Annotated in this window: 20 protein-coding genes; 10 read left to right on the top strand and 10 right to left on the bottom strand. The window is 53.7% G+C overall.

Annotated elements, in window-relative coordinates:
- Positions 1 to 127 precede the first annotated feature (127 nt).
- The gene (locus tag CHINAEXTREME_RS21130; RefSeq protein WP_076738695.1) at positions 128 to 1120 is read right to left on the bottom strand and encodes a transposase; all 993 of its coding nucleotides are present in this window, start codon (positions 1118 to 1120) and stop codon (positions 128 to 130) included.
- Positions 1121 to 1275: 155 nt separating this feature from the next.
- Here CHINAEXTREME_RS21130 and CHINAEXTREME_RS21125 point away from each other — a divergent pair, with 155 nt between their 5' ends.
- Positions 1276 to 5451 carry an ATP-binding protein gene (locus tag CHINAEXTREME_RS21125; protein WP_007143110.1) on the top strand — a complete coding sequence of 1392 codons (4176 nt, stop codon included), beginning with the start codon at positions 1276 to 1278 and terminating at the stop codon, positions 5449 to 5451.
- A gap of 157 nt (positions 5452 to 5608) precedes the next feature.
- Here the strand turns inward: CHINAEXTREME_RS21125 and CHINAEXTREME_RS21120 are convergent, their stop codons facing one another.
- The 3 genes from CHINAEXTREME_RS21120 to CHINAEXTREME_RS21110 form a co-directional block, all read right to left on the bottom strand.
- Positions 5609 to 5797 carry a hypothetical protein gene (locus CHINAEXTREME_RS21120; protein ID WP_029601792.1) on the bottom strand — a complete coding sequence of 63 codons (189 nt, stop codon included), beginning with the start codon at positions 5795 to 5797 and terminating at the stop codon, positions 5609 to 5611.
- Positions 5798 to 5935: 138 nt separating this feature from the next.
- Positions 5936 to 6817 carry a biosurfactant protein 1 gene (locus CHINAEXTREME_RS21115; RefSeq protein WP_029601793.1) on the bottom strand — a complete coding sequence of 294 codons (882 nt, stop codon included), beginning with the start codon at positions 6815 to 6817 and terminating at the stop codon, positions 5936 to 5938.
- A gap of 94 nt (positions 6818 to 6911) precedes the next feature.
- Entirely contained in the window at positions 6912 to 7838 is a 927-nt protein-coding gene (locus CHINAEXTREME_RS21110) for a transcription initiation factor IIB (protein WP_007143107.1), read from the bottom strand.
- 245 nt (positions 7839 to 8083) lie between these two features.
- Here CHINAEXTREME_RS21110 and CHINAEXTREME_RS21665 point away from each other — a divergent pair, with 245 nt between their 5' ends.
- The 6 genes from CHINAEXTREME_RS21665 to CHINAEXTREME_RS21660 all read left to right on the top strand — a co-directional run bounded on the left by CHINAEXTREME_RS21665 (position 8084) and on the right by CHINAEXTREME_RS21660 (position 12811).
- A complete protein-coding gene (locus CHINAEXTREME_RS21665; protein WP_152423906.1) occupies positions 8084 to 8545 on the top strand; it encodes a hypothetical protein in 462 nt (153 codons plus the stop codon).
- A complete protein-coding gene (locus CHINAEXTREME_RS21105) occupies positions 8514 to 8924 on the top strand; it encodes a hypothetical protein (RefSeq protein WP_007143106.1) in 411 nt (136 codons plus the stop codon). Before CHINAEXTREME_RS21665 ends, CHINAEXTREME_RS21105 begins: the two co-directional genes overlap by 32 nt.
- Positions 8911 to 10353 carry an adenine nucleotide alpha hydrolase family protein gene (locus CHINAEXTREME_RS22375; protein ID WP_238593407.1) on the top strand — a complete coding sequence of 481 codons (1443 nt, stop codon included), beginning with the start codon at positions 8911 to 8913 and terminating at the stop codon, positions 10351 to 10353. The genes CHINAEXTREME_RS21105 and CHINAEXTREME_RS22375 overlap by 14 nt, the downstream gene beginning before the upstream one ends.
- Positions 10354 to 10488: 135 nt before the next feature.
- Positions 10489 to 11676: a restriction endonuclease gene (locus CHINAEXTREME_RS21095; RefSeq protein WP_007143104.1), complete on the top strand. Its 1188-nt coding sequence runs from the start codon at positions 10489 to 10491 to the stop codon at positions 11674 to 11676.
- 198 nt (positions 11677 to 11874) lie between these two features.
- Positions 11875 to 12501: a hypothetical protein gene (locus CHINAEXTREME_RS22050; RefSeq protein WP_193791291.1), complete on the top strand. Its 627-nt coding sequence runs from the start codon at positions 11875 to 11877 to the stop codon at positions 12499 to 12501.
- 73 nt (positions 12502 to 12574) lie between these two features.
- The gene (locus CHINAEXTREME_RS21660) at positions 12575 to 12811 is read left to right on the top strand and encodes a hypothetical protein (protein WP_152423905.1); all 237 of its coding nucleotides are present in this window, start codon (positions 12575 to 12577) and stop codon (positions 12809 to 12811) included.
- 424 nt (positions 12812 to 13235) lie between these two features.
- On the opposite strand, the gene CHINAEXTREME_RS21085 is transcribed toward CHINAEXTREME_RS21660, so the two are convergent.
- From CHINAEXTREME_RS21085 to CHINAEXTREME_RS21065, 4 genes are all read right to left on the bottom strand, one after another.
- Positions 13236 to 13616 carry a TFIIB-type zinc ribbon-containing protein gene (locus CHINAEXTREME_RS21085; RefSeq protein WP_238593406.1) on the bottom strand — a complete coding sequence of 127 codons (381 nt, stop codon included), beginning with the start codon at positions 13614 to 13616 and terminating at the stop codon, positions 13236 to 13238.
- 809 nt (positions 13617 to 14425) lie between these two features.
- Entirely contained in the window at positions 14426 to 15760 is a 1335-nt protein-coding gene (locus CHINAEXTREME_RS21075) for an IS4 family transposase (RefSeq protein WP_076738684.1), read from the bottom strand.
- 151 nt (positions 15761 to 15911) lie between these two features.
- On the bottom strand, positions 15912 to 16415 hold the full coding sequence (locus tag CHINAEXTREME_RS22045) for a winged helix-turn-helix domain-containing protein (protein ID WP_238593405.1): 504 nt from the start codon (positions 16413 to 16415) through the stop codon (positions 15912 to 15914).
- Positions 16416 to 16603: 188 nt separating this feature from the next.
- Positions 16604 to 17167 carry a hypothetical protein gene (locus tag CHINAEXTREME_RS21065; protein ID WP_007143101.1) on the bottom strand — a complete coding sequence of 188 codons (564 nt, stop codon included), beginning with the start codon at positions 17165 to 17167 and terminating at the stop codon, positions 16604 to 16606.
- Positions 17168 to 18203: 1036 nt separating this feature from the next.
- On the opposite strand from CHINAEXTREME_RS21065, the gene CHINAEXTREME_RS21655 reads away from it, so the two are divergent.
- Both CHINAEXTREME_RS21655 and CHINAEXTREME_RS21650 read left to right on the top strand, forming a co-directional pair.
- On the top strand, positions 18204 to 18788 hold the full coding sequence (locus CHINAEXTREME_RS21655; RefSeq protein ID WP_152423904.1) for a hypothetical protein: 585 nt from the start codon (positions 18204 to 18206) through the stop codon (positions 18786 to 18788).
- Positions 18789 to 19039: 251 nt separating this feature from the next.
- Complete coding sequence (locus CHINAEXTREME_RS21650; RefSeq protein ID WP_152423903.1) at positions 19040 to 19867, top strand: hypothetical protein; 828 nt, start codon at positions 19040 to 19042, stop codon at positions 19865 to 19867.
- Positions 19868 to 20257: 390 nt separating this feature from the next.
- Here the strand turns inward: CHINAEXTREME_RS21650 and CHINAEXTREME_RS21055 are convergent, their stop codons facing one another.
- Together CHINAEXTREME_RS21055 and CHINAEXTREME_RS21040 are read right to left on the bottom strand one after the other, a co-directional pair.
- A complete protein-coding gene (locus CHINAEXTREME_RS21055; protein ID WP_007143100.1) occupies positions 20258 to 21118 on the bottom strand; it encodes an SOSS complex subunit B family protein in 861 nt (286 codons plus the stop codon).
- 883 nt (positions 21119 to 22001) lie between these two features.
- Complete coding sequence (locus CHINAEXTREME_RS21040; RefSeq protein ID WP_007143098.1) at positions 22002 to 22256, bottom strand: HalOD1 output domain-containing protein; 255 nt, start codon at positions 22254 to 22256, stop codon at positions 22002 to 22004.
- Positions 22257 to 22376: 120 nt separating this feature from the next.
- Between CHINAEXTREME_RS21040 and CHINAEXTREME_RS21035 the strand changes: the two genes are divergently transcribed.
- Positions 22377 to 22637 (top strand): MarR family transcriptional regulator, encoded by a 261-nt coding sequence (locus CHINAEXTREME_RS21035; RefSeq protein WP_007143097.1) that lies wholly within the window; start codon positions 22377 to 22379, stop codon positions 22635 to 22637.
- Positions 22638 to 22639: the final 2 nt, after the last annotated feature.

Raw genomic sequence — 22639 nt, 5'->3', positions numbered from 1 at the left:
TAACAGGACCTAGTCATATAGTTGTTTCTATTAGGGACATTTGAAACACGCTAAATACACAATAACCTCTCGAATAGGATACAGAGTCCACTCTGTAAGCTATAATGAGGGTGTCATAGAACTCTTCTCACACCGTGATGATGGTGCTTCCCGGATTGTCTCCGCGTTCATAGTTGGTGATGGCGACCACGAGGCGCAGACAGAGTGCGAGGAACACCTGCGCTCGTGCGTGGACGCGGCCTCGGGCGTGCGTTCGCCCGAGGCCGCAGTCCTTGACTGATTCGTTGGTTCGTTCAACCCCCGTACGGCGGTTGTACGTCTCATCCAACGTGGATTGCTTCAGTTGAACGTCTTCGCTGTGTTCGTCGATGCGGTCTTCGACTCTGTACTCGATATCTTTCGGCTCGTCGGTGTTTCGCGCGTTGTACGGAGCGACTGGCACGACCCCTGCGGCCAGCAGGTGGTCGTGCCAGTCGAGCGTGTCGTAGGCGCTGTCTCCAAGCATCCAGATCGGTGTGGAGACGGCGAGCGCGTCACGCGTGACGCGCATCGCCGTCTCCTCTGGCGCTTGCTTACTCTCTGTGAACTCCGCCGCAATCGGGATCTTTTGTCCGGTCGAGACGATCGTACAGCCGTAGCCGTGGTAGTACTCGTCGTCGGTTGGATCGTAGCACTTCGACGCGTCTTGATCGGCAGGCATCGCCCTCACGTCAGTTGAATCGATGCAGTAAGTCAAGTCGAGCAGGCCGCGGCGGGCGGCCTGCTCGACGAGTCGGCCAAAGACCTCGTCAACGACGTGTTCGAGGTCGGTGAGAAAGCGATCGACCGCGTCTCTGGACGGCGGTCGATCGAACCCACAGCTGAGCCAAACAACCGTGTTCCGAAGCTCTCGCTCAACCGGACGAATCCCGTAGATGTCCTTGTAGTAGCAGTGGAGGAAGCCACGCATCAACTCTGGTGGTTCATGCTCTCGTGTTCGCCCCGTCTGCGCCGGGGCGAACACGTCGAACTCTTCGAGAAACTCGAAGGAGAGGTGCTCGAACAACGCTAGCGTCTCGGTCTCCGCGACATTGAAGAACGACTCTACCGAAGGATCATCTTGCAGGGTCGCTGAGGCCATACCATCTCAGCATTCACCCTGCTCTTTGGTGTGGTAATCGTTCTATGACACCCTCGTAAAAAGTAGAATTCAGGTTTGAGGTCAGAAACGGCTAGCCTCCCCTTCCTATTTGTATCAGCTGTGCTAAACGGGAAGTATCTGGTGAGGTAGAGTATATGGGATCGTTCATCATGAGAGCTGGGAGGAAATTCAAGAACCTCATCGGGCGTGATCAGGAGGAAGAAGAGATCGATCCGTCTCCGTTGGCAGAAAGTTATGTTCCTCGAGAAGACGTTCAGGAACAGATAGCTCAGCGGTTAGACGGAGATGATACGCTGTTCCATGTTGCGGGGGAGCCAGGTGTTGGGAAGACTTATCTTCTTGATTGGGTTGAGGACGAGTTCGGTGACGAGTACTCCATCGAACGAGTCGAATTAGGCTCTCACCACAGTGTCCCAACAGTGGCACAGAAAATCTACCGAACAATCCTAAGCGATATCCCGAAATCAGTGAAGAAAGGCGACCGAGAAGTCACCGGTGTCTCTGGAAGTGCAGGCCCTGTCGGAGGCGGTCTCTCATGGACACGAAATCCTCCCGATTGGGCTGAAGACAGGTTTGAGTATATTGAGGCACTTGACCAGATGGCTGACCATGTTCCAGACGGTCACACGCGTCTCATCTGTCTTGACGACGTACACAATGTCGACGATGATGAGGAGAAAATCAAGGATGCCCTCGTCGAGATAGCCGAAGTTCTCGGACCGGAGGTCACCTTGCTTTCAGCAGGGCGACTGCAGTTTGCAGGCCAAGTCCCGGTGACTCGTCTTTCCACGTTCAGTGAGGCACAGTCTGTTAAACTTCTGACGAACGAAGTACCGGAGATGGAGCCAACCACAGCACGGGAATTGCATGACCGGCTGGGTGGCCATCCGTACTATTTGGGACTCTTAGCGGATATCGAGGACCCTGCATCCGCCATCGAAGTTCCTGAAGGGGAGATCCGTGATTATATCGAGGTGGAGTATCTGGATGCGTTGACCCGGGACGAAGAGCGGTTCCTCCAAGCGACATCCCCGCTCACCGAACTGAATGAACATGTGTGTAGCTCTGTGTTGGCGGACGAGGACCGGTTTGATCAGGTCGGTGTCCGCCGGTTGTTACGTGGCCTCAATAGGCGGGTGATTGTCCAAGATAGGGGGGATGGTTCCGACGGGACGACACGGTACGCGATCCACGACAAATTCCGGGAATTCTTGCTTCGTCAAGAGTCGGATCCTGGCGAAATCCATGCGGCAGCATTCAATTTTTACGCAGATCAGCTTCAAAGCCAGCTAGCTTCCGATGGAATTGATTTCGAACAGGGAACCCATTCCACCACGCTCTGTACCCATCATCTGTCAGCCCTGATTGAGTTGCAGGATCAACAGCAGACAGTAGCTGATTTTCTGAAAACAGCGTTAGGTGAGGATGGGTTGCCGTTCTATACGGCGACTGTCCTGCTTGATGAGCTCAAAGTATGGTCGACAGATGATGTGTCGGACACTGTCGTGTCGACGGTGCTGTCTGTCTTGGATGGACGGGAGCCGCTTGCAGGGTACTTTTTCGATGAGGAGGTTGATCGATCGTGGGCTGAACAACTCTACGATCAAGGGGTCTTCGCTGATCCGGATGTCCCTCACATGCAGTACCTGAACAGTATCGTTGACGTTCACCCGGACTTTGTGGTCAAGGTCATCACTAATCTCGACACCGATGATTCGAATACACGACGTTGGTTGATCAGTATCGCGGGCGATCTGCCGGCGGATGCAGCAGCCGAGACATCTGATGTTATTGAGTCATGGGTCTCTGAGTCAGAGTCATTCCAACAACTGGATTTCTATGCTATACAGCTCATCCAGCACTTGATCGAACACAACGAGACAGATGCCGCACTTACTATATTGAGAGGAGTGCTTCAGTCACCACAGCGTAGTACTGACGTTAACTGGCAACAGGATCGGCAGTCCGAACAGTACCAACTCCATGAATTGTTCCAAGAAACACGTGAGACCTTTGTCGAGGCGTGTGGCCGTGACTTCCTTGATGCATTAGAAGAGGCGTTACGACAGACGTTGGATACTGAAACTGATCCTGAAGGCGACTCAATTTATGAATCGGTGGCTAGCCGAACCCCAATCTCGGAACTTGATTATGGTGATGAAAATACCGGTGAGCGGAAGCATATTCTGTTCACGTATCTGAGCCGCGCAGCTAAGCAGTGGGTTAGTGCTGATCCGACTGGGAATGACCGGGAAGCTCTCATCATCTCCTATCTGGATGACACCATTCCTGCGTTCCGTCGGATCGGCTTGTTCCTCCTTAGCCAGCATCCAGATGTCTACCGAGAGATCATCGCAGACGAACTGGGCGAGGAATCGAACTACGACGATGACAGCATCCAGTATGATTTCTACAGGTTAGTGGAGATTGGGTATCCATACCTCGATACAGACCAGCAGGACCATGTCTATGAGGTTCTCCGCAACGGTCCGGGAGAGAGGAAATGGATTGAGGACCGGGCTGCCCAGGTAGCGCCTGACCGTGAGCAATCGAAAGAAGAGATTGTACAGGAACGTGTTGAGCGTTGGCGGCTCAAACGCCTGTACCTTCTCGACGGAGAGGTGTCAGACGATCAGCAGGAGTACATCGACGAATTGGTTGACAAGTATGGCGTTCCCGAACAGACTGCGTCCGAACCATACACGCCATCAGTTCGAGGAGGTGTTGTGAACGAGCGAGGGCCAGAGGAACTTGACACACTTCGTGATCGAGATGCTGAAACGGTCCTACAGAAGTGTGTGGATTGGGACCCGCCTGAGTATGGGAGACGGTTCTTCGTAGATGGTGAACGGGAAGATATCAGCCATTGGGGGTTCGCAAAGCAGCTCCAACAACTGGTCGAAGAACAACCGGCCGCGTATGCAGAGGCGATCCAGATCCTCGAGAAGGGGAAACCCCAGTACGCGGATGTCGTCCTCGATTCGTTTGTCGATGTACTCCAGGATGATGGACAGTTCCCTTGGCCACCGATCTTGGCATTCTGTGAGACCGTCGTTGATGAACCTGGTCGGTGGAGTTCTCGGTGCCGCACCTCGATCGCTCGGCTGGTCGGGCAGGGAATCCAAGCAGACCAGGCTGACTTCCCCATCCAGTATATCGAACGCGTTGAAGATCTGTTGATCGCATTAACATCTCCCGTTGACTTGGATCCTGATCAGGAGCAACCGCATAGCTGGATCGGTGGCGTCGGTACGACTGAACCGGAGGTCCGACAGCACGGGATCAGGACAATCGTCAGCTATCTCATCTGGCAGGATCAAAACGGCCGTTTAGAGAAGGACCAGTTAGACGCTCCGCTTCGCCAGGTGATTGAAGCGAAAATCAGTGAAGATACTGCTACCTCAGTACGGACCGCATTGGGCCGCCATTTCAGAACGTTCTGGGCAGCAGACGAAGAACTGATACGGACACATTTGGACGACCTCTTTCCAACACCCGAAACGGACGAGACGAAGGAGTTGTTCGCGGCGACATGGAACGGATATAGTCGGGGCAACCCGTTTCTTCTTTCAGCGTATCCCCATCTCAGACCGTACTACCAGTATGCGTTGGACCTGTTAGCGGAAGACGAGTCCGATGAAGGATGGATCACTGCCAAGTCAACAGCATCTCATGTCGCTATGGCATACATCTTCGAGGATGAGCCGCTTGAGGATGAGGACAGTCTGATAACCCGGTTCTACGAGATGATGAGTCCTGAAACCGCTGCGAACATTTCGCAAGCGTTGGCAAACGGTCTTGATAACGAGGACAGTGACTTCCACCAGCACTGGGATGCGATCCGGGAGCTTTGGGAGTGGCGTCTTGACCAAGTTGAAACACAGATTGATGGCATTGAGGACGGTGCTGCGTACCACCGTGAGTTCAGGTACTTCCTTCGGTGTCTCAAACATACCGATGCGAGTAACCTGGAAGACGAGCAGGTGCTTGTCGAACGCACTGCGCCCTTCCTTATCCATCAGGCCCCGCATGTACGGCTCCTTGAGGAATGGTTAGCCGAACAGTCAGCTACCTACCCGGCTGCAGCGATATCTGTTTACTACGTTATCGTTGAGGCGGTCCCTGACGACGAATGGTATAATGTCGCCCGTTCAAGTAAGGACGAAATGCGTGAGACGCTGTATACCAACGCGGTCCGGGCAGGGGATGAACCAGGATCCCACGCATACAGGGTCGCAAACCGGTTCGCAGCAGCCGGATACGAGATAGATAAGGAGTTTCTTGACAGCTACCTTAGTGACGACCCTTGATACCACTATCTCGCACCCTTCTTCCTCAACCTTGGTCACCACGAGTCCAATCCGGCCGAGGATGGCCACGTTGGACTTCGCGGGATTGCCTCCGCACGCCTGTCGCGGACGATAAACAGATGCGTGAAACCTCTGGAGGCGTGGCCGGCGCCTCCAGTTAGGGGTCTGTGTGGACGTCCGCCGCGGCTCCGTCGCCCGGCCACGTGAGAAGGCTCACCTTTTCCAGGAGGTCTCTCGCGGTCTCGACTCGCTCTCGATCCGCGCTATCCAACCGGTCGACGTCGAGTCGGTTGAGATTGCTGAGTACACGATGCATCCGGTAGCCCTGTTTGAACTCTTGCTCCATCGGAAGCACCTCACCGCTCGCCAGCGCGGAAAGACTCCCCATCGAGACTGGTGTCGGGCTTGCAGGTGATCACGGTCTTAACCAACGAACCTCGACGCTACGCGCAGGATGTTGGTTAATCGACGTCCAGCACTGGCCCTACTCGAGACTGGGTCCGTAGCGAGCCAAGCCACACACCCGGCACTTCCAGATTGGTTGCCCCGTCCACGCCTCATCCGGGACCGACTCGTGGGTATTGAACTGATGGTTGGTCGCCCGTCCACAGTTTTGACAGTCGAGTTCCTGCGTCGCCGGTACTGACGACACCTGGCGATCAGCCGCGGCCTCGCCAGTGGATTCGGTCAGCGCCATCGCTGGAACCAGCCACACCGCGTCGTCGGCGTCGTCGAGGACCGCGTCGAGACGCGACGCGTCGCGGATGCCGTCCCCACGCTGGTCGTAGAGCCGCGTCGGGGCCTGCTCCTGACGCTCCGACGCTCCCTGCCCGTGCCACCCAGTCCGGTCACGGGCGGCACTGAGAAGCTGCTCTCCCTCCTCTGACGACACCTGTACCGCGTCGGGGAGTGAGGGCCATTGCTCGGCCAGCTGGCGCGCCGGCGCCTCGTCGAGATCGTAGATGAGCGTGTAGTCGTCGACGGCCGGCTCCGCGTCGTTGGCGGTGAGGAGGTTCGCCGCGGCGCCGCCCTTCGCCACGGCGCCGTAGAACGTGGTTGACTCGACGACCAGGTAGATGATGCCGAGGAACGTCGTCGACTCTGACTCGTCCGTGTTGGTGGTGTCACTTCCGAGATGGTTGGTTAGACAGAACCGGCATTTCGTCTGGCCGTCTGGGACTGACGCCCTACACGACTGGCACTCGCCGTCGGTTACCGTCGGCGCATCGGGGTAGCCACCAGAGCTCGTCGCGACACGTTGCCGCCGGGGGGCACCCTCACAGCCGTCGTCCAGCCTCGTGTCCGGAATGTGGGACGCCTCGCCGGTCACCCGCAGTTCCTCAAAGTCGGAGTAACGACCGTTCATAGAGTAGTCTACAGAGAACATGGCTCGTCTTCGTGTTTAAATCGTAGCGTGGATAGAACGATGTGCAGTACAGACGGAGAGACAGTGGACTGCGTCAGGCGACCTGTTCCTCCAACGTATCCCGGTGTGCCCGAACAGTCGCCTTCGAGGCGTTCGCCACGTCCGCGGCTTCAGATTGCGTCAGCCATCGCCCCTCTTCGCGACCGGCCTTGTAGAGGCAGGCCGCTGCGAACCCGGCCGGATGGACGCCCGTCGTGACGCCGCTCTCTTCGGCCTGCTCTGCGAGGGTTCGGGCCCGCTGTCGGATCTCGTCCGGGCACTCGAGGTCCGAGGCGAGTCGCGGCACGAACATGCTGGGGGAGATGGGTTCAGCGGGGAGGCCCAGCTCTTCGTTCAGCGTTTTGTACGCGTTCGTGACCCGTGACTCCGCGACGCGGGCCATCTCGCTGATGTCGTCTACTAACCGCGAGAGGCCGTTGCACCGGCAGGCCCCGTACACGCTAGCCGCGGCGATGGCTTCGATGGATCTGCCACGAAGCAGATCCTCGTTCTGGGCGCTCCGGAAGAGATGACATGCCTGGTTGCGGACCGAAACGGAGAGCTCGAGCGCACTCGCCAACCGACGCACCTCGCTCAGTCCGTGGGCGAGATTCCGTTCCGCTTTCGACCGCCAACGACTACGGGTCTGCTCACGGCGCATCCGCGCGAGTCGCCGTCGCTTCTTCGCGGAGAGTTCGTTCCCCTTCGCGTCGGTGCCGCGACCGATTTCCGTCGACAGGCCGCGATCGTGGCGGGCCGCAGTGAGTGGGGCGCCCGTTCGTTCGCACTCCTCGCCGTCGTACGCCCGCCACTCCGGCCCGTGATCGATGCGCTGTTCATCGATGACCTGGCCACAGTCCTCGCAGACCGTTTCGACCGCGTTCGTCGTGACTTGGCCGTCGCACTCGGGGCATTGGTTCGCACTCGATTCCGTTCGGACGTCTTCGTCGAATCCGCTCTCGTAGATGTCTCTGGTTGTCATTGTTCTCACCGTGTTCAGGGAACCCGCCAGTACAGCGAGCCCCTCGCCCATTGAGGGGCCAAAAGACTCTCGCTCTACACGCTGAGTACGAAATCCAAGGTTGAACTATTGCTACAGCAACTAACGAATCGAGAATGCGTTGCTGATGTTCGGGTCTGTGTCTTCCCTAGACATTTCATACTGTTCTGATGACGACGAGACTATCCAATAATTAGAATTATAATACACAATGGCAATAATGTGGTATGGGAACGGCAACCCGGGGACGATCTGGGGCATCCAACGCTGGTTATGAGGATGCGAAACACGAATTAGCTGATGCTGCAGGTGATAAAGATGCTGCTAGGGCGAGTGAAATTTATTTCAAGATGATTCTGGCTGCTCAACCGAACGGTGCAGCCAAAGTTCCAGCATACCTAGCGGTCCGATATGGTTCGGAATTCATCATAAAAAGCCACCAGAACGGAGTTGAGTCCGCTACCAAAGATGTCGGTGCCTCTGTGACAAAAGAGGTCGTTGCAGCTGGTGCCTCTGAAGCCGTCGTTGAGCAGGCTTCGAAAGAGGCCGCTACTCGGGGCCTCGCAGAGGGGTCTCAAGGTACGGATCGAGCCTTTTCAGAGTCTGCAGAACGAGCAATGGAGAGTGCGATGGGTGACATCATGACCGAAGGAGCTGATGCTCTTGAACGACACCAAAATTCAAAATAATATTGACGAGTTCGTAGAGACACATGGCATTGAGGGATTCTTCCGGGTATACTTTCGGGAGTATCTATTTCAGTTGCTCAACGAGGAGATCGAGGCAGCTACAAATGATCCTGAGTCAGACTCTGCCCTTCAGCTTCACTTCAGCCAGAACGTCAATACAGATCAAGAGCTAGAAGAATTTGAAGAGCAGCTGCGAGACCAGTGTGCCAGTCGGGCAGATGAACTCGTCGAAAAGATCCAAGACCAGCCCGAACTCGCTCCAATTTTCGAAGATGCCAACGTAGAGCTACTAGAGCATGAGGATGTAGAGGAAATGATCCGAGATACTATGCACGAGATGATTGAAGCATGGGAGGACGAGGACTTTGAAGGGAACTAAGCGATTCTTGATCAAGTCCGGGACTGGCTCAAATCTTAGCGAAGCTGACTCGGACTACACAATCGTCGTTGACGATTATCGTACCGAGACTGAAACGGAGGATAGTCGTCTGATAAAGTACAAGAGGGGGGTTCTAAATGACCTGTTCGGACAGAGTCCCCCTCCAACAGTCACGGCATTAGTTGAGCTCGCACTCGGTACATACGCTGCAGATCGTTTGGTGAAGCGGGGTCCTAGTGGCGCGAAGGATGATGGGGAGGAAATGCTGAAATCACGGCAGATACAGATTTTGCACCCTGTTGCTGACGTGGAGAAATGGCGACCAATAGAGCCTGAATTGAACCACGCTATTAGCTTCATCTCGCGTGATAATTTCCAGTATCGGTTCATTGATGCGATCGACGAAAACCAGTCTATTGACGATGGTGCTGATGGATATCGTGATCAGCTGCCTGAGGCTGATTCTATCGCCCTTTTTTCTGGCGGGTTAGATAGTTTGGGTGGCCGATTTCACCTCGCTGAGGACGGGTACAATCCACACTTTGTCAGTGTAGATCATGGTCGAAACGTCGGTCATCTAGTGCGGAATTTTGACCATCTCTTTGATGGTGATCTGACCTCAATAGGTGTCGACGAAGAATTCTATGCATATGAGGATACGCAGTTCACTCGTTCGTTCATGTACTTCGCTTTCGCCGCCGCTGTCGCGGTGGCCCTCGATGTTGATGATATCTTTGTTCCCGAGAATGGCGTCCTATCGCGGTTCTCATCGCTAGAATCTGGCTGGACGACGACTCGCACAGTTCATCCGCTATTCGTAAAGAGCTTGAACCGCATTTTTGACGATCTATTCCCGGACCGTAAGCTGGAAATCAGCAATCCGTTCCTTGATTACACGAAGAAAGAGGTTGTCGACCGTATCCCAAACAAGGCGGATATTTTCTTCACTCGAACATGTCCGCATCCGCGTGAATTGTCACAGGGAAAGGACGCTTCCGGACACCCTTACAACTGTGGTGAGTGTATCCCTTGTCTTATCCGTATCATTGGTCTGGTAAACAGCGAACACAAAATACAGCCAGACGGATTGATGTTAGACAAGAATCATCTATTAGACTTCGATTTCTCAAAAGTGAATGCTGAGAATATTGCTCAACCCAACCAGAGTCGACAGTCTAGTTTGTCAGTGTTTTTGTTAGGCTTGAATGCTCATCTCTCGTTCGCGTACCGTATCCAGACTTCGACCCAAAGGGAGCTGGTGTCATCTAACCCCGAGCTTCTTGACCCCGATATATTGGGGCTCTATGAGCGATTTAGTAGAGAGATCTTCCAAACCGTGGAATTCTTCGCAGCTGATAACCCAACGCTGGAAAACTACGTTACAGAGTTTCTTTCATTAGAGGACGAAGAGCTCGCCAACTTATGTTAGTTTACGGATGATGTCTGATTGACATCCGTTACCCTTACGACTTTTGTGCTATCTCCGGGCCGTGTATTGGTGTCTACAGATGGATTCCGTCATTCCGACACCAATTCTAACATAACTGGAGTATACAGTAGCAATATGGCAACTGCACGCGATGTCCAGGTAAACCCGGATACGAATGAGGTCTCAGTCCAGTTTACCGTCCACGACGAAGACCTCGCCAACTATCTTGCAGAGTACGACGATTCAGAACAGGTCGACGTCGTCGAGCGCACACTCCGAGTGGGGATGATGACGCTCCAACTGAGCGAAACAACGAAAGACGTTGAGCACGTCAAGCGAGAGTTCGAGTCACTACAGTCGAACTTCGAGGAAGAAATCGAGCAGGTTCGCGACGAACTCGAGGAGACGTTCGGCGAGGACGGTGAGCTCGACGAATCTCTCACTGAGCACCTCGGAGAGGATGGAACACTCCGAGATCATATTGAGGACGCATTCGGCGAAGACGGTGAACTCACCGAGCGGTTAGAATCCGTCTTGGGTGAGGACGGCAGCAAAATTCAGGACGCATTAGATCCGGACGTGGAGGGAACCCCCACGTATCGACTGAAACAGGAGATCCGCGACATTCGCCAAGCACTGGAGCGGGAGGCAGGTCGTGAGGAGGAGCGTCAGCAAAGCTGGAAGAAAGGCGAGAGTTTCGAGGAGACGCTCGGTAATCTGCTTGATACGCTGGTCTACAACACTACCCACGAAGTCGAGCATACTGGTGACAAGGAAGGCGAAATTCCAGGGAGAGACGTCGGAGACTACGTGCTGACACTCGGAGAGACGGGCCAAGACATCGTCGTCGAAGCGAAGAGCGAGAAGGACTACTACGCTCAAGACATCAAAGATGAGATGGCGGAAGCTATCGAGAACCGGGACGCTGAGTACGGGATTTTCGTCACGGAATGCGAGTCGTATGTTCCAGACAAGGTCGGCTATTTCCAAGAATACGATCAGGAAATTCTATGTGTCGCTCTCTCCGCCGACGAAGATGATGACATCGATCCCGGCTTTCTCAACATCGCTTGGAACTGGGCGCGAATGCGAACGATCCAGTCCCATGTAGACACTGGGGAATCAGTCGATACAGAGACGATTCAGGCACAGGTCGAGGAAGTTCGTGACTCTATCGACCGATTCAGCAGTGTGAAAACGAAGTGTTCAGATATCGAGGAAACGGCCGGCGAAATCAAAACCCTGCTGGACGAAATCCGCGATGACGTACGGGCTGATCTCGATACGATTACGTCCGAATTAAGCAAGGCTGCAGACTCATGAGCCACCGCAACCGATCCGTGTGGCGAGAATGTCGCGAGTGTGGAGAGAATCAGAAAGTGAAGAAAGGAGGATGGGCGACGTGCCGGAACTGTGGCGAGAACTTCCGTGCATAAGAGCCCGTGGCTTGTGTAGGTATGAATTCGGTTGATCTTCTCTGAGAGTGACTAATTTAATCTTCTATCCTTGACTACCGCTTGTATGGAAACTGCATGGAAACCTCCGAAAACGAGGTGGGTAGGCGGAGCTGTGGTTCTACTAGGACTGCCCGTATGCCTATTTGCAGTCCGCACAACGTATCCTCAACGGAATCTAATATTAGTCGGACTCGGTCTTGACGTGCTGGGCGCTTTGGTCCTCGCAATTCCTGATGTCCATCTCGTCTCCCAATACTTCTACACAGGGCGGCTTCGTCATGGGTTGCTTACGGCAAACGACAGAGAATCGGGGTATAGTGGTTTATCAGACCCAAACTCTAGCGGTTTTGCGGGAGCCGCTAATTCTGAGGGATTCTTTGAGGTTATTGAGACTATGAGCGATCTCTATGATGATAAGGCTCTAGGCGAAGATGAGGAGTGGAAAGACATCTCGCTTCTAATGCCTATTTCAAAAACCAAGCAAGAGATAGATGGGGACTCCAGTGAAGTGGCTGAACGGAAATTTGTCGCATTTGATGACGATAATAACCGTCTGATCACCGTCGATGCGGTAGTCTTGCTCTCTGCTATTAGGCGACGAATCGAAAGAATAGAGGGCCGATTCCGACGTGGTGGACTTTTCATCTTGGTTAGCGGATTCGTAGTTCAGATCCTCGCCCAACTCCTGTAGAGTCAACGCTGTATCTTTCCTAGTTTAATATCCAGAGGTGGGTTATTTCTGCCTGTTTAGTTTCTAATACCGTATGGACGAACGTGAGTATCGAGAGCAGCCTGTTGCTCAGCCCACCGGTCAATGGATGGTGCCCTCTGACCGAATGATTCTCCATCGGTACAAGTCAATGGAACATTTTGATAGTGTTCTGGAAAATGGCTTTCGCGCTGCAAGAGCAGAAGATCACGAGCGGAGAGAAGGACGTGCCTCGAAACCAACTCGCGAATATGAGATGGAAGAGATGCAGCTAGAGGTATTGAAGGCCTGAAAGACGGAGGTGAGACGGATTTTCCACAGGGTATGTCAGAAGCTCGGAAAGCATCGCGTCACCATTACTTTCTCAATTGTTGGCGAATCGGGATCCGAGAACTCCCGAAGGTCCGGAAGACTCCCACAACATTACTGAAATACTATTTGTATGTTTTCACTCGAGGGCTGGACCACGGCGAGGAGTGCTACATCGGTTGCATTCCCAGACGGATGCTGATGAGACTGAGGCATTTGAAGCAGTATCACGGCTGTCGAAGACGTGAATTGTCTCTTCGTCGCAGTGGCGACAACTGAGTCGGGTCTTACGTGGAATGCTCGGTTCTGGTTGCGTAGTTTGATTCGATCGGGAGGATTCGTGTAGCGCAAGTGCGGGGACGAACCACTGATGTGGATCCTCGAGTCCAGATAATTCCTCGCGGTCGTCAATAGCGTCTCTCCCACTCGTCGTACAGAATCGGAAACTTGCTACCGACTGCTGACCATCTTGCACTATCCGCGTCCATGACGTCCTCGAGTTGCTCGAGCAACTGCTCCCCTGGTTCAGAGTTAAGACTTCCGCGATCGTGTCGCCCTGCGGTCAGTGGGGCACCCGTTCGACGCCGGCTCGAGTCTTTATCCGAGGCGAACCATTCGGGGCCGTGGTCGAACTGGTTTTCGTCGGCGATCAAGCCACACTCTCGACAGTACGCCTCGCGATTCGCTGTGACGAGTTTGCTACTACACTCGGGACACGACAGTGTCGATTGCGATTGTTGCGATGCATCTCGAGTAGAGCGACTGCGGACGGTCTGATCCGTAGCCATCATGTCTCTGACGAGGCACCTAACTGGTCGCCCCGTCACCCCACCTCGGGGCAACAAACCGTCTCGAGGATACGACTGATGTGACTGTTTGCGGAACCTACCTGAAGGCAAAATCCAGGCAGCAACTGGTCCGTCTATTCAATAACAGAAGCAGATGAATCGAATCCAATGGGGGTATGATCATCCCACTCGACAGCGTGGACGGCACTAGGGAGTTCTCCTAACCGTTGTTCGATAACATCGAGTGGATGTGAGTCGATGAACCGGGCTGGCTGATGATCAACCGCTAAGGATCCCCTATTTACTTGTAAATGAACTTGTCCGAGATCGGTGTGCATATCGTCTTGGTGCCAGCCAACTAGCAGACTTCGTTCGGGCTCGATCCAATTGAACCAGTAGTGCTCATATGGGTCACTTGTCTGGATCTGAAATCCGATTTCGATTCGAGCCGTCGTTGTAGGGTACGTCTCATCGTCGAGGAATTGACATGGGTCCACCTCTCCGACAACGCGATATGGGCCTGCCTCGCGTGGCTCGGCACGCCGCCGTCGAACGTTGTCGAATTCAGCAGTGAGTCGATTCTGGATACGATCCATCTGTTCTAGTTTAGCGACGGGGTGAAGCAGGATCTCAGCAGAGACTATACCAAATTGGAGTGGACTGGCTCAGGAGAGTGGGTCGCTGGAACAGGCAGTCACGGATTCGTCGTGTGATACCTTTGAGGCGGCGCACTCACGGCTGTGAGTGCGTCGCCGTTCCAGAGCTGCCGCTATTGAGACAGGGGGTTCCCCGGTCGTCAGGCGAGTTCGTTACCAGAACTCGCCTGACTTAACCTGATCACGTAATCTCGGACGATGCGGATTTGGATCACGTGACGCCCATAACAACAACTCATCTAAATCCGGGAGTTCGTACCCTAAATCGAGCATCACATACAACTGGATCAGGTGTGCGTGGCGTTCGACAGCGTGAGAACATCGCCGACGAGGGAGTTGCGGCGACGACGCTGCGGCGTCGTCGGCGCTTTCCTGTTGTTTTCTGTCTAGTTTCTGGAGTTCATCGACGATAACACGGCTCATCAGCAGTGAGATCGCGGCCATGATGACCAGCGCCTCGATGATGTACGGATCGGTCGTGTTGATCTCGTCAAGTCCGAAGCGCGATTTCAGTTCCTTGAATAGCAATTCGATCTCCCAGCGCGCCCGATAGAGCTGTGCGATATCGGGCGCGCTATAGTCGTCTTTCGAGAGATTCGTCAGATAGAGGTGGTACTCCTCAGTGTCCTCGTTCCAAACACCAACCAACCGGAACGTTCGGGGCGGGCTGGTGGACGACCCTCGCTTTCGCTCGAACGAGAGGGTAATGCGAACATCGATTTCCTGTCGCTGCAGGTCGTCAAGGACGTCCTGCAGCGACTCTCCTTCGAGCGGGATACTGTTGCCCCGCCACGTCCGGAGCTCTTCGACGATCTCGAAGTTTGCGTCGTCCTTCACACGGGAGACGAACCAGCCGTTATTCTGGTCAATGCGGTCGAACAACCAGAAGTCGTAGAAGCCGAGATCAAGCAGGATAAGTGCGCCAGCTACCCACTCGCCGGTGGGTAGCTGGCTCCGTTCTTGGGTTTTAGCGTCAGTTGTCTGGTACCGTGCCGGAAGGCCAGTTGAGAGTGATTCTGTTAGGTGAAGTTTCAGACCAGCCTGATCGTCACCGGTTGCAGCGTACACATCTGCAGCATCTTGATAGAGAGACACAATGCTCCCATCGACGATGAGGACGTCTCGAAACCGTTCGAGACGTCCGCTAAGGTCGGCACTTCTGGTATCGAGATTCTCGATGGCGTCATCGAGAATCTCTCGAAGGAGTGCAACGAACGGTGGAGAGAACCACCCGTGGAAGGTTGCATAGGAGAGTTCGTCACAGTCAGCCATCTCGACGAATCGTTCGAGAAAGGCCTGAATAGATCGGTCTGATCCAGCAGCGAAGCCGAGTGAAAGCGTGTAGAACAGCGCAACAGCGTCGAATTTCCGTTCACGCTCTACGAGATTCGTTGCGCGAGCGCGCTCGCGCAACTCATCGGAGGGAAACGCTCTTTGAATCCGATCAACAATCACTGAATCCGGTGGGGAGTAGGTCACACTATCCACCGGATTTCTCTGACTGGTAGTCACAACGATATCTAGTCAGACGGCGCTACACTCTGCTAAACTAGAACGAATGGCTAAACTAGAACGAATGGGATACGATCATGCAGGCGCTTGCTCTGCAAGTTAGCCCGGTTAGCGAGAAAAACGACCATTAGGCGAATGTCGAGTGAGAGCCACTTTCGGGTGAGGAAAGGCCAACAACGTCATCGTATAACTGGAGAGCGTGCTTTACGAGCCTGAGTTCCGTGTTGATTGCCTCCCAGGTTTCGACGACGTTGCGACGCTCACGAAGCTCCGCAGCCGATAGATCTTCTCCAGCGAGTTGTTCTCGAAACTCTGTGAGTGAACTGACGTCGTATTCTGCAGCCAACTCCTCTTGTTCCGTCTTCAACTCTGTAAGCTGGCTCTCGAGTTCGTCGCGCGAATACTCGTCGATCAGGTCAGTCACTTCGTCGAAGAGCATTCGAACAGGGTTCAAGTCGTACGCTTTCGTCCCATCAATCGTCGTTTCTCTGACCCAGTCGTCACTCTGCAGTCGCTGGAGTTCATCATCCGCTGTCGTGCGAGAGACATCTGCTCGGTCGGCAATCTCTTGGACTGGTGCTGGTTCGTCAAGTAACTCTACGACATGGCGGACGCGTTCACGTCCGTTCATGCTGTCTGTCCACGATCGCTGATCTGAGTCACCCATTCGTACTCGCTCTTGGATCCGCAATCTCAAATAATTTGGCTCGAGTCAATTATTCAAACCGCGGTCTCCGGGGAACCGTATCCTGCGATGAAGCGATTAGTTATGGTAGCGTGGTATCGTAGCTGAGTGCCGCGTCAAAATTTTTGAGAGTCTCATCGTTGGAAGGTTCCATCTGGACTGGGAACGAGTCCAGTCCGAATTTCGAGGTCGACACGTCGCAGATGCTTACAGCCGTCGTCTGGCCGGCGCTGTTCGAAATCGGGGCAGGTACACGTCTCCTCGTCGACATCGACCTCGTACGTGCTCTCGCTTTCGCTGACGACCTTGTAGATCGGCCCCGGCTGAGCAAAGTGGACATCGATTGCTTCGGTGAGTGCCCGTCGGGTTCGTGGCTCGTCAATCGAGTAGCCGCCGGCCTCGAGGGGAGTTGCTGATCGTGGTTCCTCACAATGGGTCATGAACTCGTCGCGATGGCTGCGTTCTTGGCCGCACTTCCTGCAGCGCCAGTAGCGGGTCCGATACTCATAGCTGTCCGTGAGATCGATGTCGTAGGGTGATGGCGCTTTGCCAGGAAGCCACTCGTCGATTGCGACGAGTTCGTGTCCGTTTAGACGGGCGGTATCGCCAGGATAGCTCTGGGATCGGTCGTTGGTGACGTCGTCGTCAGTCGAATGCTCTCGATGCGTCTCGCTCTGAATCGGTCGGTCAGTACTCATCACTGATCTCGAGGCGGACGGAGTCGCGCCTCACACCTCCTGGCGCACAAAAACCCTCACGTGGGGCCAGCAGAGAAATTAGTAATTCAGCCGCATTCTCGACCGACCAGAGCGCTAACGGGAACCTCCCGCAGTTACGGTTGAAGATATGGTTTGACTGCCTCCCAGATCGTCGCTACCTGAAAGCGAGAAAAGGGTTGAATGGATCGGTCAGGCTCCTCTGAACCACTGTCCAATTCCGTTACCTCTGTTCTTATCGTCGTGATTCCGTAACCGATACTCTTGGATGATGCTACGAAGCTGGCGGCAAGCATCAGTCGCTCGCTGTGCGCGTTCGTCTTCGCTCGAGGGGCAAAGCACTCGAGTATACCAGTCACAGGCGTCGGCGGCAAGTTCAAGCCATGCAATGCGAGTGGTGACGTAGCCATGATGGCGGCCAGCCATCCAGATCGTCGCGATCGTCTCGAGTCGGTCACCGACTGTCTCGTCGCCAGACTTTGTGAACCACTCACTGCGCAGTTCGCACGCTGATACGACTGTGTTGCAGAGTTCGGTATCCACTTCGAGGACGCTGAATGGTTCGCTCTTTCTGTCTAGATGCGTGTCGCCAAGGCGACAGCGCCAAAAAATTACAGCGCCTTACCCCTTCCTCCGCGCAAAAATTTCCAGTTGAAGCTCACGAAACGTAGGTCGATATTTCACGGAGTCAATTATCCGTAGAACTCAAATGATCTAGTTAGTACATATTCTGTACACTAGTGAAATTGCTGCCTCCACAAACTGGGCAATCAAATGATGGTTCCTCTACATCATCTTCAGTGGTCATAATGATATTACAGCTATCACATTCGTGAAATCTCCTACGTTCTATTGCCATATGATGATCTCTATGTTAACCGGGTTGTTAAATCAAATCCTGACTTAAGTAGGAAGGAGGTTTATTGCTGGTACGCTTCCTATAGAGATTCCAAATAATAGACGTGGATTAAAGAATATATTTATACTAATGTAGCCGTGACCGTCAATTTAGACAATAATGACCGATCAGACAGTGGCGATTCTTATACCATTGTTCTTGGCAGTAATGGTTGAGCTTTGTGGGTTTTCAAGAAATGATGTTGATCTACAAGGGGCTGCCAAGGAAAAGAGGATTTCTTTCCCACTTCCATTTTCAGCTGTACCCCTTGGAAGATTTGCAACGATTCATATTGTCAATGTGTTTTTCATTTTTTGGGGCATCTTTCTTGTGAGAACGGTTGGTGAAACGTTCCACGTAACATTTTTTGGCTTTATTACGTTAGCAATATTTCTATTGATGTTACCAGTATTGGAAGTTAATGAATATCATAAAATAGTCGACTCATCTGGATACCCTACCTCATATAAATTTCACGTACTTTCATCATTACTTCTGCCAATATATACATTCACCGGGACTGAAATAGAGATTTGGTTAATTGATATTCTAGTTCGGGAAGGATTTACATTATCCGGTTCAGTTGTTGCTTTTATCAACATCTTGTTTTATATCATTCCGATATTTGTTGGTGCACTCACGCTGTTGTTCATACACTTATTCTTAGTTAATCTCAGGAATGAACTATTAGAGATAGAGTCCTAGAAGTAACCTCTTGAGGTTGCATGTTGTCGGAATCCGTTTCCCGAATATATACACGAGATCGTGAAGGCGGTGTGCATATTGAGACACTTGTCGCAATGAATTCAGTTTGAGTAGGGAAGGTATGTGGCTAAGCCCAAGGTCCCAAACTAATCGTCCCGCCTCCACACATTCTCCCTACCTAGCGATCAGCGTTACTGAGTTATTCCATAATGCCCCATCACTTTTAGAGGATTTCCGCACTGAACAATGATATGGGAGAACGAGATGGATCCGACTCAGGAAAGTCTAATCAAGAGATAAAAGAGTGGTTCTCGCATGGTCATCTGGGAACTGCAGAATTTTTCAAAGATTGTGCTAAACTCCTTGAACAGGATGAGTTTGAAGATCCATTTGAATCCATAGTAGAGGGAGAGCCCATTGAAGTACGACATCGAATATTTGTCATATACTCAATAATCGCCTCAAATGCATTCCTCGAGGCACGTATCAACGAATTTCACGATGCTGCTTTAGATGCGGTTGAGCACTGGCCATATCATTATGACCAAGAGATGGGGTATGGACCAGTTGATGACGGACGGTTCATGAGACTTGTTAAGAATTTAAATCAGGTTGAGCAGCGTGATTTCTCGTATAAACCGACATTAAAGAAATATCAGGTAATTCTCACATATGCGGACGAAGAAACGTTTGACCCTGGTCAAAACCCCTATCAGGATGTTAAACTTGTTAGAGAACTCAGAAACTATTTTGTGCATTATCAACCGGAATGGCGGGGGATAGGGACTGATCAGGACACACATCGACTTGAATCAGGTCTCCAAGGGAAATACCAACAGAACCCATTGGCTGGGGAAGATGCATTACTCTTCCCTGACAAACTTCTTAGCGCAGATTCTGCTCGCTGGGCGAGAGAGTCGTGCCAAGAATTCGTGAGTGAATTCCTCGAGAGGATTAATGGAAGAGAAACCCACACGTTCAGAAAGATGCGGACACGAGGCCCAGATGGGCCACTCTCTGTTAACAGCGTGAAGAGTGCGGGATTCTATTCAGAAGATTCCACATCAGACTCTAACTGATAACTTCTATCAGATAGTGCCACCGCGGAGATGTGTAAAGGCACGTTCCACCCCCTGGGCAGACACTCTCTGAATACTACTCTCTAAGATATGCACACGAACTCCAGAAATCTGTGTTCATATTCATCTTTCACCCTTAGTCCGCAATTCAGAGCTAAGCAATCCATTATTTTATCTTAATACCTACTGATATAAATCTAATAAATACTAGAAAAACTGTATGTGTTCACATAGCAGCTAACAAGTGATCTACTAGTTACTCAAATCTAGCTTGGGAGAGGTCGTTGCTGCGCGCGCAGCGACCGTGGAGAGCGAGCACGGAGCGGAGGGTGGGGTGGCGGGGTTCGGGTTGGTCCGGCACACAGCAAAAATGAAGGGGAGACACAATGGCTACGCGTTCCACCAGCGGCCGCGCTCTGGGAAGTGGATCGTAGTCCACCCGGTGATTGCTAATGAGACGCGTCCCTCGTACCAGTTTTTCGCTGCCCCGCGAATGCGCACGCGCTCACTATCTTTGATCCACGGTGCCCGAGAGGCCTCCCAACTCGTCAGCTTCGTTCTCCCGCTATCGTCTTCGATCAACCCGACCTGCTGCTGGCTGGGACAGGCAGGCTCCCACAGTTCGATGATACGCCCTTCGACGCTGACCTCGCCACGGTCGATCTCCTCAAGTTTCCCGATCGGAACGATCATTCCGGCTTCGTTCAGCATCTCGTCTTTCGTGTCCAGAACAGCGTCGACCAGCTCGGCACCCTCGAGGATCCGACTGGCGATGCGCTTCGCGATGACGGCTCGTGTGTAGCTACTGTCGACGTCGTCGGCCAACCGCTGCGCGTATTGATTAACCTCCGCCAGCGTTTCCTGGTCGAGTTTTGCACGGGGATCGACCTGTGTGCCTGTCCGCTCGTCGCGACGCATCTCTTCCACCTTCTGGCGGGTGCGCCACGCACGACCATCCTGCTGCCCGAGCTCGGCCTGGGCACTGATTCGCTCGAGTTCCTCTTCTCGAGCCCGAATGCGCTCCTCCTGGGCTAGGGTTGCGCCATGGATCCGATCTCCACTGGTGTCTGCAATCCCCTCTGGGTGGTTCGCATCGACCTTTGCCTGTGTCTCCTGCTCGACCGTCGCCTCAAACTCCGGCGTCTCGTCGACGACCGGGAAGCGGCCTTCATCGACCGCCTGCTCGCCCGCTTGTTCGAATGCCTGTTCATCGACCGTAACGACCTTGCTACTCGAGTTGTTACTTGACATTGGATCTCACTGATCCGAAGGCGCTCACGCGCCGCCACCGCGATGCCCAAACATCGCGGTTTTCCGACGACTACGACCGACAGTCACATCTGCGCGCTCTCGCTCGCGCCTTCGCGAGCGCCCTACTGGGCGCGAGCGAGAGCGCGCCTAGTTGAGGTGTCCCCAACCAGCACCGCGCGCCGACCCGCCCGGAGCGAGCGGCCAGCGGAGTAAGCCCGCTCGTGTCCGGCCCAGACGGCGGGTCCGTGTCCAGCGCGACTGTCGCCGAGCACCCGCGCCGTCATATGGCGCGGGAAGCGCAGGCGGCACCAAGCGCTGGAACGCGAAAGCTCGCGAGGGGCGCAACCGACGGGCTTACCCGCTGGCGTCGAGGGCACATCCATTTTAGCCCGGCAGCCCGCCCGCTATGCAGGCAGGCAGCCCGGAATGGTCGGTCGCGAAACGGCGAACGAAGTGAGCCGTGCGCGACGCGGAGGGCGGCAGCGGCGAGCGGGGCGTGCCGGTTACGAGAGCTAACTACCGGCTACACTGTAGCCGACTAATCCTTCCACACGGGTGGGACTGAAAGGGGCTGGCGGGCTCGAGGAACCCCGCCGACGCAAGCACCGAAATTCCTGAGGAGCGCAGCGAGGCGCGGGACTCGAGCCCGTCAGGGGCTTTCAAGATGTTACCTTCCAGTACTAGCCAGAAGCACAATGACCTACTGACGATCCTCGCACTCATTGAACGATCGGTTCACCACGAGAAACCTGACTCAGAACTTAGGAACAGAGCCAGGCAACTCGCAGCTGATCGCCTCGTTAGCTACGATATCGACCTGCCTGAGGTCACTGCTGAACTCGAGATCAGCCAGAAGTGACCTAACGATGGGACATATAGACTTCTACTCTAATGTGCTGGCGGAGCCATCTTGGAGAACATCGACACCAGTTGACGTCACCGCAATTCGAACGCCGGCGATGGTGACACGAACTTCGACATCGGAATTTGAACCGGTGAGCAACTGCTCGAGCGCCTCAACATCGACGTAATCGTAGAGTCGGTACTCGTCACGATCAAGACCAGCCGCTTCGAGCGTCTCGACGAGTTCGACAACGAGATCAATCGAGGGGTCGTGCCCAGTTGGAGCGGAACTCATTAATTGGCTAATACTTCTGATTACAGGCTGTTAAAAGATTTGAAGTCAACTATAGAAGCGCATCGATCTTAGAGTTGACTTTTCGAGTATAGGATGATCGCAGCGCAAGCAGAGTAGAATATGCGCTTTGACGCCGACTGGATGTCTCGCGCTGATGACCGCATTCTAGAGCATCTCTCTGAAGCCGGCCCCGATACCCCAAAGGAAATGGCGGACAGTGATCGGGTTCGCTTCTCCCGCCAACACATCAATGCCCGCTGCAAGACGCTGGTTGAATACGGCCTCCTCGTCCACCTCGGGAACGGGGTCTACGATATCACGCGGACGGGAGAGCAGTATCTCGCCGGCGACCTCGACGCTCGTGACCTCGACCCCGAATAGCG

It is taken from the genome of Halobiforma lacisalsi AJ5 (genome assembly GCF_000226975.2).
Classification (GTDB): domain Archaea; phylum Halobacteriota; class Halobacteria; order Halobacteriales; family Natrialbaceae; genus Natronobacterium; species Natronobacterium lacisalsi.
Note: the sequence above shows the minus strand (reverse complement) of the source record. Positions and strands in the feature narration are given on the sequence as shown.

Coding starts and splice junctions, on each gene's coding strand:
- CHINAEXTREME_RS21130 (WP_076738695.1), bottom strand. CDS start 1,120: ATGGCCTCAGCGACCCTGCAAGATGATCCTTCGGTAGAGTCGTTCTTC.
- CHINAEXTREME_RS21125 (WP_007143110.1), top strand. CDS start 1,276: ATGGGATCGTTCATCATGAGAGCTGGGAGGAAATTCAAGAACCTCATC.
- CHINAEXTREME_RS21120 (WP_029601792.1), bottom strand. CDS start 5,797: ATGGAGCAAGAGTTCAAACAGGGCTACCGGATGCATCGTGTACTCAGC.
- CHINAEXTREME_RS21115 (WP_029601793.1), bottom strand. CDS start 6,817: ATGAACGGTCGTTACTCCGACTTTGAGGAACTGCGGGTGACCGGCGAG.
- CHINAEXTREME_RS21110 (WP_007143107.1), bottom strand. CDS start 7,838: ATGACAACCAGAGACATCTACGAGAGCGGATTCGACGAAGACGTCCGA.
- CHINAEXTREME_RS21665 (WP_152423906.1), top strand. CDS start 8,084: ATGGGAACGGCAACCCGGGGACGATCTGGGGCATCCAACGCTGGTTAT.
- CHINAEXTREME_RS21105 (WP_007143106.1), top strand. CDS start 8,514: ATGCTCTTGAACGACACCAAAATTCAAAATAATATTGACGAGTTCGTA.
- CHINAEXTREME_RS21095 (WP_007143104.1), top strand. CDS start 10,489: ATGGCAACTGCACGCGATGTCCAGGTAAACCCGGATACGAATGAGGTC.
- CHINAEXTREME_RS22050 (WP_193791291.1), top strand. CDS start 11,875: ATGGAAACTGCATGGAAACCTCCGAAAACGAGGTGGGTAGGCGGAGCT.
- CHINAEXTREME_RS21660 (WP_152423905.1), top strand. CDS start 12,575: ATGGACGAACGTGAGTATCGAGAGCAGCCTGTTGCTCAGCCCACCGGT.
- CHINAEXTREME_RS21085 (WP_238593406.1), bottom strand. CDS start 13,616: ATGGCTACGGATCAGACCGTCCGCAGTCGCTCTACTCGAGATGCATCG.
- CHINAEXTREME_RS22045 (WP_238593405.1), bottom strand. CDS start 16,415: ATGAACGGACGTGAACGCGTCCGCCATGTCGTAGAGTTACTTGACGAA.
- CHINAEXTREME_RS21065 (WP_007143101.1), bottom strand. CDS start 17,167: ATGAGTACTGACCGACCGATTCAGAGCGAGACGCATCGAGAGCATTCG.
- CHINAEXTREME_RS21655 (WP_152423904.1), top strand. CDS start 18,204: ATGACCGATCAGACAGTGGCGATTCTTATACCATTGTTCTTGGCAGTA.
- CHINAEXTREME_RS21650 (WP_152423903.1), top strand. CDS start 19,040: ATGGGAGAACGAGATGGATCCGACTCAGGAAAGTCTAATCAAGAGATA.
- CHINAEXTREME_RS21055 (WP_007143100.1), bottom strand. CDS start 21,118: ATGTCAAGTAACAACTCGAGTAGCAAGGTCGTTACGGTCGATGAACAG.
- CHINAEXTREME_RS21040 (WP_007143098.1), bottom strand. CDS start 22,256: ATGAGTTCCGCTCCAACTGGGCACGACCCCTCGATTGATCTCGTTGTC.
- CHINAEXTREME_RS21035 (WP_007143097.1), top strand. CDS start 22,377: ATGCGCTTTGACGCCGACTGGATGTCTCGCGCTGATGACCGCATTCTA.